12 protein-coding genes are annotated in these 14,771 nt (G+C 58.2%); 10 read left to right on the forward strand and 2 right to left on the reverse strand.

What is annotated here, in order from left to right:
• Positions 1–2: 2 nt before the first annotated feature.
• On the reverse strand, positions 3–485 hold the full coding sequence (locus tag G6N30_RS15985; protein WP_234880151.1) for an arsenate reductase/protein-tyrosine-phosphatase family protein: 483 nt from the start codon (positions 483–485) through the stop codon (positions 3–5).
• A 325-nt stretch (positions 486–810) separates the two neighbouring features.
• Between G6N30_RS15985 and rfbA the strand changes: the two genes are divergently transcribed.
• The 3 genes from rfbA to G6N30_RS16000 are packed head-to-tail and all read left to right on the forward strand — an operon-like array spanning position 811 to position 4,121.
• Positions 811–1,680 (forward strand): glucose-1-phosphate thymidylyltransferase RfbA, encoded by an 870-nt coding sequence (gene rfbA / locus G6N30_RS15990; RefSeq protein WP_134054407.1) that lies wholly within the window; start codon positions 811–813, stop codon positions 1,678–1,680.
• Positions 1,680–2,678 (forward strand): dTDP-glucose 4,6-dehydratase, encoded by a 999-nt coding sequence (gene rfbB, locus G6N30_RS15995; RefSeq protein WP_134054409.1) that lies wholly within the window; start codon positions 1,680–1,682, stop codon positions 2,676–2,678. The genes rfbA and rfbB overlap by 1 nt, the downstream gene beginning before the upstream one ends.
• 18 nt (positions 2,679–2,696) lie before the next feature.
• The gene (locus G6N30_RS16000; RefSeq protein WP_134054411.1) at positions 2,697–4,121 is read left to right on the forward strand and encodes a sugar nucleotide-binding protein; all 1,425 of its coding nucleotides are present in this window, start codon (positions 2,697–2,699) and stop codon (positions 4,119–4,121) included.
• Between the two features lie 41 nt (positions 4,122–4,162).
• Here G6N30_RS16000 and G6N30_RS16005 read toward each other — a convergent pair whose 3' ends face one another.
• Positions 4,163–5,623, reverse strand: coding sequence for a hypothetical protein (locus tag G6N30_RS16005; RefSeq protein ID WP_134054413.1), 1,461 nt, complete (start codon positions 5,621–5,623; stop codon positions 4,163–4,165).
• Positions 5,624–6,660: 1,037 nt separating this feature from the next.
• On the opposite strand from G6N30_RS16005, the gene G6N30_RS27255 reads away from it, so the two are divergent.
• The 7 genes from G6N30_RS27255 to G6N30_RS16040 all read left to right on the forward strand — a co-directional run bounded on the left by G6N30_RS27255 (position 6,661) and on the right by G6N30_RS16040 (position 14,728).
• Complete coding sequence (locus G6N30_RS27255) at positions 6,661–7,020, forward strand: DapH/DapD/GlmU-related protein (protein ID WP_234880185.1); 360 nt, start codon at positions 6,661–6,663, stop codon at positions 7,018–7,020.
• Positions 7,021–7,465: 445 nt separating this feature from the next.
• A complete protein-coding gene (locus G6N30_RS16015) occupies positions 7,466–8,416 on the forward strand; it encodes a glycosyltransferase (RefSeq protein ID WP_234880186.1) in 951 nt (316 codons plus the stop codon).
• 10 nt (positions 8,417–8,426) lie between these two features.
• A complete protein-coding gene (locus G6N30_RS16020; protein ID WP_134054419.1) occupies positions 8,427–9,767 on the forward strand; it encodes an O-antigen ligase family protein in 1,341 nt (446 codons plus the stop codon).
• A complete protein-coding gene (locus G6N30_RS16025) occupies positions 9,764–10,849 on the forward strand; it encodes a polysaccharide pyruvyl transferase family protein (RefSeq protein ID WP_163687610.1) in 1,086 nt (361 codons plus the stop codon). Before G6N30_RS16020 ends, G6N30_RS16025 begins: the two co-directional genes overlap by 4 nt.
• Before the next feature lie 663 nt (positions 10,850–11,512).
• Complete coding sequence (locus G6N30_RS27260; protein WP_234880187.1) at positions 11,513–12,010, forward strand: glycosyltransferase; 498 nt, start codon at positions 11,513–11,515, stop codon at positions 12,008–12,010.
• 137 nt (positions 12,011–12,147) lie between these two features.
• Positions 12,148–13,233, forward strand: coding sequence for a Coenzyme F420 hydrogenase/dehydrogenase, beta subunit C-terminal domain (locus tag G6N30_RS16035; RefSeq protein WP_234880188.1), 1,086 nt, complete (start codon positions 12,148–12,150; stop codon positions 13,231–13,233).
• 214 nt (positions 13,234–13,447) lie between these two features.
• Positions 13,448–14,728 (forward strand): lipopolysaccharide biosynthesis protein, encoded by a 1,281-nt coding sequence (locus G6N30_RS16040; protein ID WP_134054425.1) that lies wholly within the window; start codon positions 13,448–13,450, stop codon positions 14,726–14,728.
• The last annotated feature ends 43 nt before the right edge of the window (positions 14,729–14,771 follow it).

Below are 14,771 nucleotides of genomic sequence, written 5' to 3' on the forward strand. Positions count from 1 at the left end.
GATCATCCCTCGAAAGAGATTCGGCAAAGGTCCATGATGGGTGGAAGCAAATCCACAATTTGTCGGCCCACCTTTGCGAAGGCCTCCGGTCCCTGACCAATCGGGTCCGGTATGTCCGGCGCTTGGTCGCCCGCGAGCAGCGGCCGGAAACGAGCTAGGCCTGCGATGCTCGTCGGGCCGAACTCTGTTACAAGCTCCGCAGCTTCGGCGAGGGTGTACGTCTTCTTGAGTTGGCGCGGAGCCATTTCAAGAACGCGGTCACGGTGGTATCGCGACATGGTGATCACGAGGTCAGCGTTGGACGCAATTTTTGGGGTTAGCAGACGAGCCGCGAAGTCAGTCGTTTCGCCCCCTAGGTCGCTTAGAACCTGGGCGGCGAGATCATGGATCGGGTGTCCCACCACAGCGCGAGTGCCGGCGCTCGACACGAGAACGCCTGACAGTCGCGCTCGTGTCAGGTAGGCGACGGCGAGACGCTCGGCCATCGGCGATCGGCAAATGTTCCCGGTGCAAACAAACAGAAGATGCAGAGCCCGCTCCCAGCTATAGTTACGTGATTTTGATCACAATCAAGGGCCTTTCGGATGAACCGTCTGCCAAGTATCGGCGATCAACGCCGTAGGCGCGATGCCCAGTCAAATATAGCTGCAGTGCAGGCGCTCTAATGGCGTGCACTGCGAGTGCCATGGATTCCAGCTACTCCCAATCGGGAGGCGCATCCTCCCAATTGCGCGCGGCCGGCTCACCTAGATGTCCGGATGAAGCTTGCCAGAGACAGTGCTCTCTACAGTCTTATGTCACGATTGCGTCGTGAGGGGGATCATTCTCGCGGGCGGCTCCGGCACACGCCTGCATCCAATTACGTTGGGCGTTTCGAAGCAGCTCATTCCGGTCTATGACAAGCCGATGGTGTACTACCCGCTATCGACCCTGATGCTCGCGGGCATTGATGACATCTTGGTAATCACCACGCCACACGACGCCGACAGCTTCGAGCGCCTCCTTGGCGACGGCTCGCAGTTCGGGGTATCGATCACGTACGCGCAGCAACCCTCGCCTGATGGACTGGCGCAGGCATTCACGATTGGAGCTGACTTCATTCGTGGCGATACTGTCGCCCTGGTCTTGGGCGACAACTTGCTGTACGGACCCGGCCTCGGGAACCAACTCAGCGGCTACAACACCATAAACGGTGGAGCAATCTTTGCATACTGGGTTGCAGAACCCTCCGCCTACGGAGTCGTTCAATTTGACGACAACGGTTTAGTCGTCTCGCTGGAGGAGAAGCCAAAGAACCCGAAAAGCAATTACGCAGTGCCGGGCCTTTACTTTTACGACAATGACGTAGTCGCCATCGCACGTGATCTGAAACCGAGTGACCGCGGCGAGTACGAAATAACAGATGTCAATCGAATCTACCTCGAACAGAATAGGTTGAGAGTCCAAGTTCTGTCGCGCGGTACTGCGTGGCTCGACACTGGAACGTTCGATCAGATGACTGACGCTGGCGATTTCGTGCGAACGATGGAAAGGCGAACGGGGCTGAAGATCGGAGCGCCCGAGGAAATCGCTTGGAGGCTGGGCCTCTTAGATGATGACGGGCTCCGCGAGCGTGCAGAGAAGCTGGTGAAATCTGGCTACGGCACTTACCTGCTCGAACTGCTAGATCGGGGGCGCTAGTGGCTCGATTGCTCGTCACGGGCGGCGCCGGATTCATAGGCTCCAACTTCGTACACCATGTTATTGAACACACCGCCTATGAGGTAATTGTCTTAGACAAGCTGACGTATGCAGGAAACCGAGCGTCGCTCGCGGGCCTCCCAGAAGAACGGGTGTCGTTTGTGCAAGGCGATATTGCCGACGGCGGTTTAGTGGACGATCTGGTGACCGCTGCCGACGCGGTAGTGCACTACGCCGCCGAGTCGCACAACGATAATTCGCTCTCGGACCCGCAGCCTTTCCTGAACACCAACATTATCGGCACATTCACCTTATTAGAGTCCGTACGCAAGCACGGCACACGTATGCATCACGTCTCCACCGACGAGGTTTACGGCGATCTGGCCCTCGACGATCCAGCCCGATTTACCGAGGAAACACCGTACAATCCTTCGTCGCCATACTCGTCAACAAAGGCGGGCAGCGACCTCTTGGTACGCGCGTGGGTCCGATCTTTTGGTGTGGCGGCGACAATATCCAACTGCTCGAACAATTACGGTCCGTACCAACACGTCGAGAAATTCATACCTCGACAGATCACCAACGTATTGCGTGGCCATCGACCCAAATTATACGGCGACGGACGCAACGTGCGCGACTGGATTCATGCTGACGACCACTCCTCGGCCGTGCTATCGATCCTTGAGAACGGACGCATTGGTGAGACGTATCTCATCGGCGCCGACGGAGAGAGGGACAACAAGTCGGTGGTCGAGGCGATCCTGACCCTGATGGGCCTGCCCGCGGATGCTTATGACCATGTCAACGATCGCGCTGGTCACGACATGCGGTACGCCATCGACTACACCAAGCTCCGCAACGAATTAAATTGGCATCCGTTATATCGAGACTTCGAACGCGGTCTTCAAGCAACCATAGATTGGTACCGCACTAATGAGGACTGGTGGTTGCCCGCAAAGGCAGCGACTGAAGCTCTCTATGCCAGAGCCGGTCAGTGATGCACGGAATTAGGTTCAGTGACTGAGTTCGCGAAGGAATTGCGCGCAACCCCAACGGCCATTCCCGGACTGACGCTTTGGGATCTGCCGGTGCACGGCGACAACCGTGGCTGGTTCAAAGAGAACTGGCAGCGCGAGAAGATGCTGGCAGCAGGTATGCCCGATTTCGGTCCTGTCCAGAATAATGTTTCGTTTAATAACGAGGTTGGCACTACTCGCGGCATCCATGCCGAGCCATGGGACAAGTTCGTCTCGGTAGCGACTGGACGCGTCTTCGCCGCCTGGGTCGATCTTCGACAAGGCCCGACGTTCGGAACCTTGGTTACCTCTGAGCTCGACCCGTCGCGAGCTGTGTATGTGCCACGAGGAGTTGGAAACTCATTCCAAACGCTCGAACCGAACACTGCGTACACTTACCTCGTCAACGATCACTACTCGCCCAATGCTACTTATTCTGCAGTAAACCTCGCGGATGAGACTTTGGCTGTCGACTGGCCGATACCGTTACAAAAGGCAGCGCTCTCCTCCAAAGATCGTAACAATCCTCGGTTATCACACATCGAACCCATTCGGGCTCGCAAGGTCTTGATTCTAGGTGCTAGCGGGCAACTCGGACTAGCCCTACGGAAAGTGTACAGCGACTGTCCGGACGTGGAATTCGCCAACCGTACCGACATTGAGCTAGCTTCGGATCGCATCAACTCCATCCGTCCGTGGCGGGATTATCGAGTGGTGATCAACGCGGCCGCCTATACCGCGGTCGATGCAGCCGAAACGCCTGCGGGACGAAAAGAGGCTTGGGCCACCAACGTCACGGCCGTTGCCGCGTTGGCGCGTCTAGCGCGAGCGTTCGGCTTGACTCTAGTTCATATCTCCAGTGACTACGTTTTCGACGGGAACCTGCCGCGGCCCTATCGCGAGGACGACGCACTTTGCCCACTCGGCGTCTACGGACAAACCAAAGCCGCGGGCGACGAGATTGCCTCCACCGCGCACAATCACTACATACTGCGAACTTCTTGGGTTGTCGGCGAGGGCCAGAACTTTGTGCGGACCATGCTCTCGCTCGCTGAACGCGGGATCGACCCATCGGTTGTCAACGATCAGCACGGGCGACTTACCTTCGCATCCGATCTCGCGACTGCAATTCGGGATCTGATCGATAAGTGCGCGCCGTATGGAACATACAACTTCACCGGTGGAGGCACGCCCATGTCATGGGAGGGGATTGCTCGCGAAGTTTTTGCGCTCGCGGGCCATAGCCCAGAAAGGGTGACCGGCGTTAGCACCGAAGATTATTTCAAGTCGGCAAGTGGGCCGGTTGCGGCCCGTCCACGCAACAGTGCTCTGGATCTGAACAAGATTGAGCCGTTCACCGACGTGCCGGACCACATGGACCGCCTTGAGCAATACATACGCGCAATCAAACCTCAGGCTGGCTGAGTCACGGTTTAAACATCCAGCGGAAACACATTGTCGCTGCTCTAGAACGGCGATGCCGCGCCCAGTGCCACCGCGTCGAAATCGAACGTGCCTGCCGTCGCGCCGACCGGTGTGGCCCGAAGGGCTTCACCTCCCAGGGCCCAAGTGAAACTGGGATGCGCAGTATCGGCCCCCTCCAGGTGCCCGCCGGCTGCAATCGGTGTACACACGGAGCCCGCGGATGAAACGAAGAGCAAGTACGTAGCTGTAAGCGAGGGGTCCTTCGTGTTGGTCGCGGTCACAGAGATCAAGCCGCCGAACGTCGTCCCGCCGACGATGTCCGAGATACTAAATACCGTGGTAGTACTAGACACGTCAAGATTTCTATGGGAGGCGCCGGATACACCTCCTTTAGGAGACTTGATGTCTCGCGATTGCAATCGCCACTCGCCATAGAGGTTGTCGAACGCTCCAGAGTCCTGAAAGTCGCGGATGGTCGGATATCCCTCGCCACCCTGCGAAGCGTAGATGCGGTAACCGGGCAGCGACTCGGAACCAGTCCACGAGTCCGGTGAAGCGGTCCACGCCCATGAGTTTCCGCCAATCTCGATCCGCCGCAGATCAGTGAGGTCATGCAGGCCGACAGCAGCACGAGTCCACATCGCGAAGGTGTTTCCCTCGATGACACCCTTCGGCGCTCCGTGATGGATCTCAAGGGCATCAGCAAGCTCGCGCTGCCCAGGCCAGGCAATATGATTCCCTATAACGCTGAAATTGGCAGGCGTGTCGAGGTAGACGGCGGAGAGCCCCGCCTCGAAGAAGTTGTTGTTGATGATGCGCAGCCAATTAGTCTTCCCCAGGCGGAGATTATAGCGCTTGATGGCGAAGAGCGGTTCCGCACTGTCACTATGGTTAAGCGAGAAGATGGTGTTACCCGCGAAGTTGAGACCGTCGACGCCGCCTATGGCGCCTTCGTTCGTGCTGGCAATCCACACGGATGTGTCCGAGCAGAAGTTGAAGTAATTATCTGTAATCTGCCAATCCGACAAACAATCCCACTCTTCAGTATCCCCATAGACTCCGAAGGTGAGCCGCGTGAATCGGTTACCGGAAACCCTCACCATGGCAGTGGTGTGGAACTTCTCGTTACCATCAGCGGCTTCCACCGCGACACCCTTCCCGGCTGACCGGAACAGATTCTGCGAGATGTCAAGGCCTCGGGTATTCCGCAAGACCAAGCAGCGTGTTGTCCCGTAGTCGTCATCGCCGTCGAAGGTCAGACCTGCAACGGAGTCACCCGAGAAGTCAACCCCGCTCGCTGCACCGTCGTAACTGGCAGGCCCCACACGCACTTCACCCCCGCCAACAACTGCACCACCTCGGCTCAGCAGGCTAACCCCTGCTTGGCTCATCTCTACATTCCCCGGGATGTAGAACCGCCCGCGAGTTAATTCGACCGCCCCGCCACCTTCCGAGAGCGCCGCCTCGTAAGCCGCACGGAGGGCGGCGGTGTCGTCGTTCAAGCCATCGCCTACGGCTCCGAATTCGTAAGGGTTGTGAACCGATCTAGCTGACACTTGGCTATGGACCCCTTCGCCGTCTCCCCCGCCGGCGGGCCGGCCCGCTGAGTCACCGCAACCCACGGCGAGCATTGCCACTGGCGTCACTGCAGAGGCGGCTGCGCACGAACTGAAAAAGGCCCGACGGCTGATGTGCGACGTCAATCGGTACTCCTCTGACTGAATCAGTCAATCGAAAACTGCCACCATGATCTTCGGCCTGGACTGAGCCTAGTGGCTCGCGAGAGTTCACGCGGAACGGCGTTCTCAAGAGCCCAGAACACACGTAGACGCCAAGTTTCGGCCGCCTGGACCTCGTTACAGTGAACGACTTCCCGGTCTATTCGTCTGTTGCAGAGAGGAATTGGCGGGCGTCTCCGCTCAGAAGCCCGGGCCCCTGTGGGGCGAAACCTAAGAATACTCAGATATCCGTCTTGTCGGACCGGCGAGTGGGCCACGCCACAACCTGTGAAGCCTTGAACCTAACGGATGGCGCGATAAAGTGGCGGGGCCCCACTGGACACTCTGGCAGTATCGAATCGTCGAGCCGAGTACGTCCGTACCCGCGTAATACCAATCGACCAAACCTTCCGCATCGGCAATACAACGAAGGAGATGCGCAGGTGTTGAGTGCGGTAAGAAGCAGATTCTGTCGAACAGCGGACACCAGAGACGCCCCCGTCATGCGCAGCAGTCGGGTCGGACGCATGCTCGTGCGAAACTACGGTCGCATACCCATGCGGACCAAGTGCCTGTCATTGATCGTCAAGGTTGAAGGTGGCCAACTTTACTCCGCCACTCTGCGAGCTGTTTTGAAGCGATGGCACCTCGTAGACGTCGGACCTTACTCTTACGGATCGCTTCTGATACCGGGGAATGCGGACCGCCACACCGTGATCGGCTCTTACGTCTCCATCGGGCCGAACGTGAGACGGATTGGGGCCGCTCATCCACTTTCGGAACTGAGCCTTCACCCGTTCTGGTACAACCCATCGCTTGGCATGGCGCACGTCGACCAAGACGTAAATCGTACCGAGGTCTATATTGGCGACGACTCATGGATTGGGGCGAATGCAGTCATCCTGCCGGGTTGCCGGAGGATCGGCACCGGTGCAGTAATCGGCGCTGGTTCCATCGTAACCAAGGACGTGGCAGATTTTTCAGTGGTAGCTGGCAATCCAGCAAAGCCGATTGGAACGCGGCTAACGGAGGACGAGCGTACGGCGCTCATGGAGATCAAGCCGTGGTCTCATGATCCCATGGAGGCTCACAGACTTCTTGTGGCTATCCGCGCCCGGCTCGGCGGAGCGGATAATGCAGGACACCGACAGACGCCAGACGCGAATAATCCGTCAACGTGAGCAACAGAAGCAGGCGGTCAATCCCCTGCGAAGAGGGGCCGCGCACCCCCAGCGGAGTGAACCGCCATTGCGCCTCAAGTCAGAGATTCGTCCCGAGTCCACGCGGGCCGCCTTCAACTGGGACTCAACGAGATCCTGCTGTATGTTAGAGCTGCACTGGCACGGGTGGGGCCTTGGGCGCGACGCAGTTGACTTACTTGCTCAACACAGCACCGAGGAAGCCGTGAAGGCGGCAGTGCGCTGAATTACTCTTGAGGGGGAGTCCCATTAATAATGTCAACAGCCTGACAACGCCTAGAGCGTCATGCCGCCCCATTGGACGGCCGGGAATCGAATAGACTAATGAACGCCCGACCTCAACCGTACGGGTCTACACCGCCGGCTCGGAATCCTGCAAGTCCTAAGCTACGTGGCAATCGGTGAGCAGCTTGATGTGGGCAGCCCAATGACATCTCCGTTGTGGATTATAGTCTTAACCTACAACAGTGGCCGCGAGATCAATCAATGTGTTCGAAGCATCGAGCGGCCCTCTGGCGTGCGGGTCATGGTCATCGACAACAATTCGTCAGATGACACACGCAGTGTATTACGCACCTTGAGCGACGAAGGCTTGATCGACCGACTCATACTCCGCGAGTCGAATGCTGGCTTCGCGAAGGCGATTAACGAGGCAATTGCGGCAACCCCCAACGACAGCGATGTCCTACTCCTAAACCCAGATGCTATCCTCGACTGTGGCTCGCTTGAGCAATTGCGCTCGGCCGCATCCGAATTGCGCGATGTCGGCATTCTCTCTCCCCTTGTGTACTCCGGGAACACCGTCAAGACAACGACTGCCGGCAGGCAGCCATTCGTGCTGCCGATGCTTGCCCATTTCACAGGACTAAGTCGGTTGTGCCGCCGGACATCCAAGTTCAAGGGCCGATATCTGTACTTGGATGGGCAACTGCAATCCGTCGAGCCGGTCGAATGGGTCGCGGGAGCCTGTATGTACATAAAACGTGAGACGATTGAGCGGATTGGGGTTCTTTCCGAGCGGTGGTTTATGTACGCCGAAGACACCGAATACTGTTGGCGTGCTCTCACCCACGGGCTTTCGGTGGTAATGCTGACCGACATTGGATGTTTCCACGCGATGGGCCAGTCGGTCAAGAGAAGTCCGTCGGACGACATAAACGTGATGTGGCCACGTAGCCTGAGCGACTACTACAAAACCACTTTCGACCCCAGTCCATTGACCTTCGCGATATGGAGAACAATTTTCAGCCTTGGACTGCTTTCCCGTTCAATTGTCTTCTTCTTTCGAGGCCGGCAATCACGAAACGACGCGCTTCTCTACGAGGCTCGGCGCTTCGCGAAGTTTGCCGGCGCTGTCTGGGCGAACGCGGATGCCTAGAACCGGAGAAGTGGATCTTCGCGGCAGAGCGGCTACAACGGTCATGGGTGCAGCTGCAACCCTTGCCTTTATCGGCTTGTCGCTGCGTTTCGGGCTACCGACAACCGCGGCCGGCTTTCTCGGACTCACGGCGTTTGTCTTGTTGAACCTAAGCCCCAAGCTGAGCCTTTGTGTATTCCTATCGGCGATATGCTTTGTGCCATACTGGTGGGGCATTGACTTATTCGGTTACGTTCCCGCAGCCAGCCTTATCTCGCTCATGGTCTTCCCTGGCGCACTACTACGCGCCGTGCGTGGTGGCAATTATGCCGTGGTGGCGGTCTTGTCAATAGGCCTATTCGTCGGCCTGCTAGTGGCACTGGGAGCGTCCATACCTGGACATGGATTCGTACTGCTGGCGCAGTGGGTACCCGCATTTTTTGTTGGATACTCACTTACCACGCAAGTTGGAATACAATTTGTGCGCGATACGATAACGATCGTATTCTTGGTCGTCGCATTGCTTGCCATTGTGGAATACCTCGCCGACTGGAACCCTTACTTCGGGACCGCGCCGGCCACCGAGCAATACTTGAAACTCGGTACGCTTCAGGACCGCGGCGGGATCACTCGGTCTGAGGGATCATTCGCCCATTCGATTGCGCTCGCGAACTCTTTAGCGCTTGCCATACCGATGGTGCTTACATCTCGATTCCGCCCGGTGACGCAGGCGACTGTGACTGCGCTCATTATCGTGGCAATCTTCACAACATTCAGTCGCTCCGGACTCGTTACTGCCGGGCTCGCTTTAGCGTTCACTCTGTGGGCGTCGCACGGCAAGATCTCCCGTCGAACTCGCACCACTGTGGCGCTGGGCGTGTTAGCAACGGCGGCAGTGGCGCTTCCCTGGGTGGAGGGCGTGTTCAACGCAGCTTCGCAAGAAGCGACGAGAAGTGCGAATCACCGCCTACGCCTCCTCGAGCTAGTTCCGTACCTAGAGGCCTTTGGCACTGCACGGGGCTACCACGAAACGGCAGGCGTCTTCCAATGGTTTGGCGTGGTTTCAATAGACAATGCATTTCTCCGCCTGGCCGTTAACTTCGGATGGGCATTAGGTTCCCTGTTCTTGCTGGCCGCGGCTTGGACTGTGTTCCGCGCCGTAAATAGAAAAGCTAATTCTCCAGAAATCGCGCTCGCGAGCGTGATGCCAGCACTGCTGACGGTCGCCTTGATCACGCAGTTCGGAATATTGGTGTGGTTCTACATGGGAGTTGCCGTCGCAACGACAGAACTAGGGCGCGCCCATATGGGCGGCCTCGAACATGAGGATAGTCGTGAGCCGGCGTTCGTCGGGCAGAAGGGGATGATTTGACGCAGCGCGCCTTGGTGCTTTGGGCTAAACATTCAGCAACAAATCTCGGGATACGGGTGTTGGCGACCGGCGCCGCTCGGCTATGTGAAATGGCATTCAAGAATGTTGAAGTGGACTTCCACGACCACGACACTCTGGGTACTCCACTAGGTAAGGGGGCCATTGTACGAGACGTCGGTCGGTCTAGCGGCTACATCAAAGAACTGTTTAGGAACTACGACGTTATTGTCGACACAACTTCCGGTGATAGTTTCACCGATATGTACAGCTCGCGACGCCTCACCGTCATGACCTACGCGCACCGCGCTGCCATCAAGGCCGGGATCCCCTTGGTTCTTGCCCCTCAAACTATCGGGCCTTTCGATTCGCGATACGGTCGAAGCATTGCGCGGGCATCCATTCGGGGCGCGACACGCGTTTATGCACGGGACTCAGAAAGCGCGAGGTACTCCGCTGCACTCGGTCGGCGCCCAGATGCTCTGTCGTCCGACCTTGTCTTTGCGCTCCCGCCGCTGCCGGAAGCTAACTCACGCGCCGGCGTATATATGAACGTATCTGGGCTGTTGTGGCGCTCAAATCCACACGTGGACTACTTGCGATACAGAAACGCTGTAATCGATGCCTGTCGCGCTATCTCGGGGGCCGGTCATCCTGTCACGATTTTCCCGCATGTACTACGATCAGCAGTAAGCCGCGAAGACGACGTTACCGCCGTTGAAGAAGCCGCCAAAGCGTTAAGAAGCGACGACGTTGGTTTTTTCGTTCCGCAGTCGTTGAATGACGTAAGAAGTCGCCTCAACGAGGCCGCGGCGGTTATCGGCGCACGAATGCACGCATGCTTGAACGCCCTATCCGTCGGCACGCCCGCTCTAGCATGGGCCTATTCGCGCAAATTCGCGCCCTTGCTGAATGATCTTGACTGGAGTGCGAGTCTCGACCTGCGCACGAGCCCGGATATAGTGGAGCAAACGAGCGCGTTCGTGAGAAATCTCGATCACTGGACAAGGAAAGCACCGTCCGTGCGAGCGGAAGCCGTGGGATCGATCGAGCGAGTTGCACAAGACCTCGCCAAGGCGCTGTAAATGAGCTCCCCCCAAGATGTCGGTGTGCCCCGCCTTGCCGCCTCCCCGAAGATCATCGCTTTCCCGATGCACGGGTATCGCAAAATGGTTGATGAGGGTTTCCGCACTCGTGACGCTCACTTGATCGAATGGCTCGCGAAGTTCGTCATGCCGGACGGGATAGTTGAGGTGCTTTCGCGGCCGGAACCAAAGGTGTTAGATCTGCGAAGGCGGTTTCGTAGACGTCCGAATTCAGCAACTACGAACCCGTACCTTGCTGACCATTCTTCTAGCACGTGGCGCCTGCCTAACCTCACGGACCGCCGCCGTTGGTGGGTCGATAGTGCGAGCCACTACGCCTCGCCGCGAGCACCAGCTAGCGCGCCAGCGATCATCTGGAACCCCTTCGTTGCTGTATCGAATGTTGCGGACACAGTCTTCAACATCCGGAGGCGAACAATCGCTGACCTCCTTGACGACTGGACAGTGCATTACGCTTTCGCGGGTATTCGCGATCGAGTTGAGGATGCCTACAGATGCTTATTCGATCGCGTGCACCATGTGACCGCAAATTCCGAAGGTACTGCGGAACTGGCGCGCCGACTCGGCCGCCCAGACGTTGAGCTGATGACGAACGGTGTTGACCCAGAACGATTCGACCCTGGTTCTACGGCGACCGGGCCAATGACCGTCGGGTACGTGGGGAAGATCGGACACCGCCTTGATCTGGATCTTGTCTGCACTGCGGCGCGCTCCCTACCTTCAGTCAAATTCGTCTTCGCCGGGCCGATCCTGGATGCTGGGTACCGGGATCCGCTGGAGCGTGAACCGAATATCACTCTGCTCGGCGACGTGCATTATGAGGATGTCCCATCGCTGCTGAGTACATTTGATGTCGGGTGGGTTCCGCACAGAGTTGGAGAGTTCGAGATCGGTGGGGACATACTAAAGACGTACGAATACCGAGCAGCGGGTCTGCCAGTTCTGACCACGCCAGTACGCGGTGCGGGCAAGCGAGGCCTCGTAGCGGTTCAAGTGGCCGAGGCGGAGGATCACCCACGGCTTCTGGCGACACTTGCATCAAATGGCCCTCGCGTCGAGCGTGATCCAACGCCGATACCGGTAGAGCATACGTGGGAAGCTAAAGCGCGCCGTCTCTTAACGCTCGCGGGGGGTTCATGACCGGTTCCGATAAGGCTAGCCTCGACACTTTCCGGTCGGCGGTGGATAGGGTGGTCGCTAACGAAAATTGCACGGGCTGCGGAGCATGCGCGCTTATCTCATCGAGAGTTCAGATGGCCTTATCTGCCGACGGATATATGCGTCCCACAGTGACCGCAGGTCCGAACTCCCCGATCGAAACCAAGCGCTTCCAATATGTGTGCCCGGGAGTCAGGGTTGACGCACGGGCCGTGAAGGCGCCCTACTCGCATCGAACCTTTGGCAGATATTGGTCGGTTTGGGAAGCGTGGGCGGTAGATCCGACGGTTCGGCACAGCGGTAGCAGCGCCGGGGTCATCACAGCCTTAGTGCAAGGCATCGTTGCTTCTGGTGGGCATGCCGTGGGAGCGTCTGCGTCGGCTGAGCAACCGAGCAGAACGGTGCCCATCACGCTGACCACTAAGGAGGAGGCACTGGCCGCAGCCGGTTCAAGATACGCCCCAGTAGCTACAGCTTCGCAGGCTAGGGGGCTTAACAGTAGCGACGCATTTATTGGTAAGCCGTGCGAGGTTTCTGCGCTGCGCGCCTATCAACTGCATGCGGATACCCACGAGGAGCCTTTCTTACTTTCGTTCTTTTGCGCGGGCACGCCGTCCCAACTGGCTACGGACAGGCTCGCTAACGACCGATTGGGGATCGCCACTGAGAACATTGAGCGACTCCGTTACCGTGGTAATGGGTGGCCAGGGGAGTTCCAAGTCGTGGCTCGTGACGGGGAGAGCCGAGCCCTCTCTTATAGGGAATCTTGGGGACAAGTACTCGGCAAATCGCTGCAGTGGCGGTGCAAGATATGCCCCGACGGCACCGGTCAACTCGCCGATGTGACGGTGGGCGACTACTGGGAGGCGGATTCGGGCGGGTACCCCCGGTTCGACACTGATTCCGTTGGCCGGTCGGTCGTCATTTGCCGAACGCGACGAGGGCATGAGAGCGTTATACGCGCCGCCCAAGCCGGGGAAATCGAGATTCGAGAATTAGGCATTGAGCGATTAGAGCCTGTTCAACCGCTCCAAGTTGACCGGCGCGAAACTATGGCCGGCCGGATCATCGGCACATCGGCAGCAGGCCGGGAAGTACCCAGTTATCGCGGCTTCGGTGTTATCAGTCTCGGGGCCAAGTATGCGAAACGCAATCTTCGAGCTGCGGTCGGCGCCTACCTTCGAGTACTCGGTCGACGCGCCTAGGTGGCCGCCATGAGACTGGCGTACGGCACAATACCTGTCGAGGGCGGCCTGCTGTGACCATCCGCCAGCGAAGAGGTGCGACCCCAGACGTCCCCGGCGGGGGCACGAAACGACACGCTTTCCCGAGATTGTTCCGCTCAAACCACGTCCCACTTCGTCGCGCGTAACCCGCGAACACGTTCGATAGCAACGCTGTAGCGACCATGGAAGTGTGATGACAAGAACAGATGCTAACAATTCGCGTTTTCGTAGGTCGCCGTCCGCGCTTATAGTCGGGCGCTTCCTAGCGACAGCGCTATCGTTGATTTCGGCGCCGATCATTTCGCGAGCCGTCGGGCCAGAAGGCAGGGGGGAAACAGCGGCAGCGTTGGCGCTCTTTCTCATTGTTCCGGTGGTGATCTCTATTGGAATGCCGATGGAAGTGCGTCGACTCTCGGCGATCTCGGAAGCCGATGCCGCCCTCCGCTCCGCACGCCTGGTCATCGCGATTTCGATATTTGCCTCGATAGTGCTAGCCCTGGCGTGCTATTTCTCCCTTTTCGAGTCGTTCGATAAATTCTCCCGCGTCACCGCCACAGTTGGCGTTGCCTTGTCCGCTCTCCCAGCCAGTTGGGCGCTCGATGTGAGCGTCTTGATCGCTCACGAACGATTCGGCGCAGTGGCAATCTTGCAAGTAATACAACCCGCGACGTACGTAGTCTTGATCGTAGCTTTCTGGCTGCTTGACATCGCGACCGTCGCGACGGTATTGGTCGCTTTCATCATAAGTAATTTTGCGAACTTCGTTACCGGGATAGCGCTGACAAGAGTTCCACTACGCGGCGAGGTGCTGGCGAGCCGACGTTTTCTGTCAAACAGCTTCGCCTTCTACGCAGGCTCAGTTGCTCAGATAGCTTCAACTCGACTAGACCAAGTACTGGCGTTACCTCTTATTGGAGCGCAACAAGCGGGTTATTACTCCGTGGCGGTAACCATCGGTTCTGCTCCCCCGTTAGTGTTGGGACATGCGCTTGCGGGCAGCATCTTCCGTGGAATCGCTAGGGCGGACGCTGGCGAACGTGCGCGTCTAGAATCGGCCGCAATACGTTCGGCGGCCGCGCTGGCCCTGATGTGCTGCCCCCTTCTCGCCATCGCCGCTTGGCCCATGGTGCCATTCGTATTCGGCGCGGATTTCGAAGGAGCACTGCCAGCCACTTTCGTTGCAATCATCGCCGGCGGAGCCCAGCTAATCGGCTTCGTAGCTTCTTCGGCCGCGAACGCACGTGGAAGAGGAAGGCTCCTCACGCTAGCGCAGGTGGGCGGTCTCGCGGTGGGAGTCTCGGCGTTGATACCTCTTGGCCACTTTGCCGGCGCTCTCGGCGCATCTATAGCTTCCGCTGCCGGCTTTATTGTTACCGTGCTGATCCTAGCCCTTGCGCTGCGTGTCCGGCTAAGCGACTTGGTGCCTAGACCGGCTGATTTCGTCAACGCCGTTAAACTGATCGGGCGGCGTTAACTTGTCCCTTCGCCGGCATCGACTCTTCGCCAACGCGCGGTCC

This window comes from Mycolicibacterium litorale (assembly GCF_010731695.1).
In the GTDB taxonomy this organism is placed as follows: domain Bacteria; phylum Actinomycetota; class Actinomycetes; order Mycobacteriales; family Mycobacteriaceae; genus Mycobacterium; species Mycobacterium litorale.

Coding starts and splice junctions, on each gene's coding strand:
- G6N30_RS15985 (WP_234880151.1), bottom strand. CDS start 485: ATGGCCGAGCGTCTCGCCGTCGCCTACCTGACACGAGCGCGACTGTCA.
- G6N30_RS27255 (WP_234880185.1), top strand. CDS start 6,661: ATGGCGCACGTCGACCAAGACGTAAATCGTACCGAGGTCTATATTGGC.
- G6N30_RS16015 (WP_234880186.1), top strand. CDS start 7,466: ATGACATCTCCGTTGTGGATTATAGTCTTAACCTACAACAGTGGCCGC.
- G6N30_RS27260 (WP_234880187.1), top strand. CDS start 11,513: ATGACCGTCGGGTACGTGGGGAAGATCGGACACCGCCTTGATCTGGAT.
- G6N30_RS16035 (WP_234880188.1), top strand. CDS start 12,148: ATGCGTCCCACAGTGACCGCAGGTCCGAACTCCCCGATCGAAACCAAG.
- G6N30_RS16040 (WP_134054425.1), top strand. CDS start 13,448: ATGACAAGAACAGATGCTAACAATTCGCGTTTTCGTAGGTCGCCGTCC.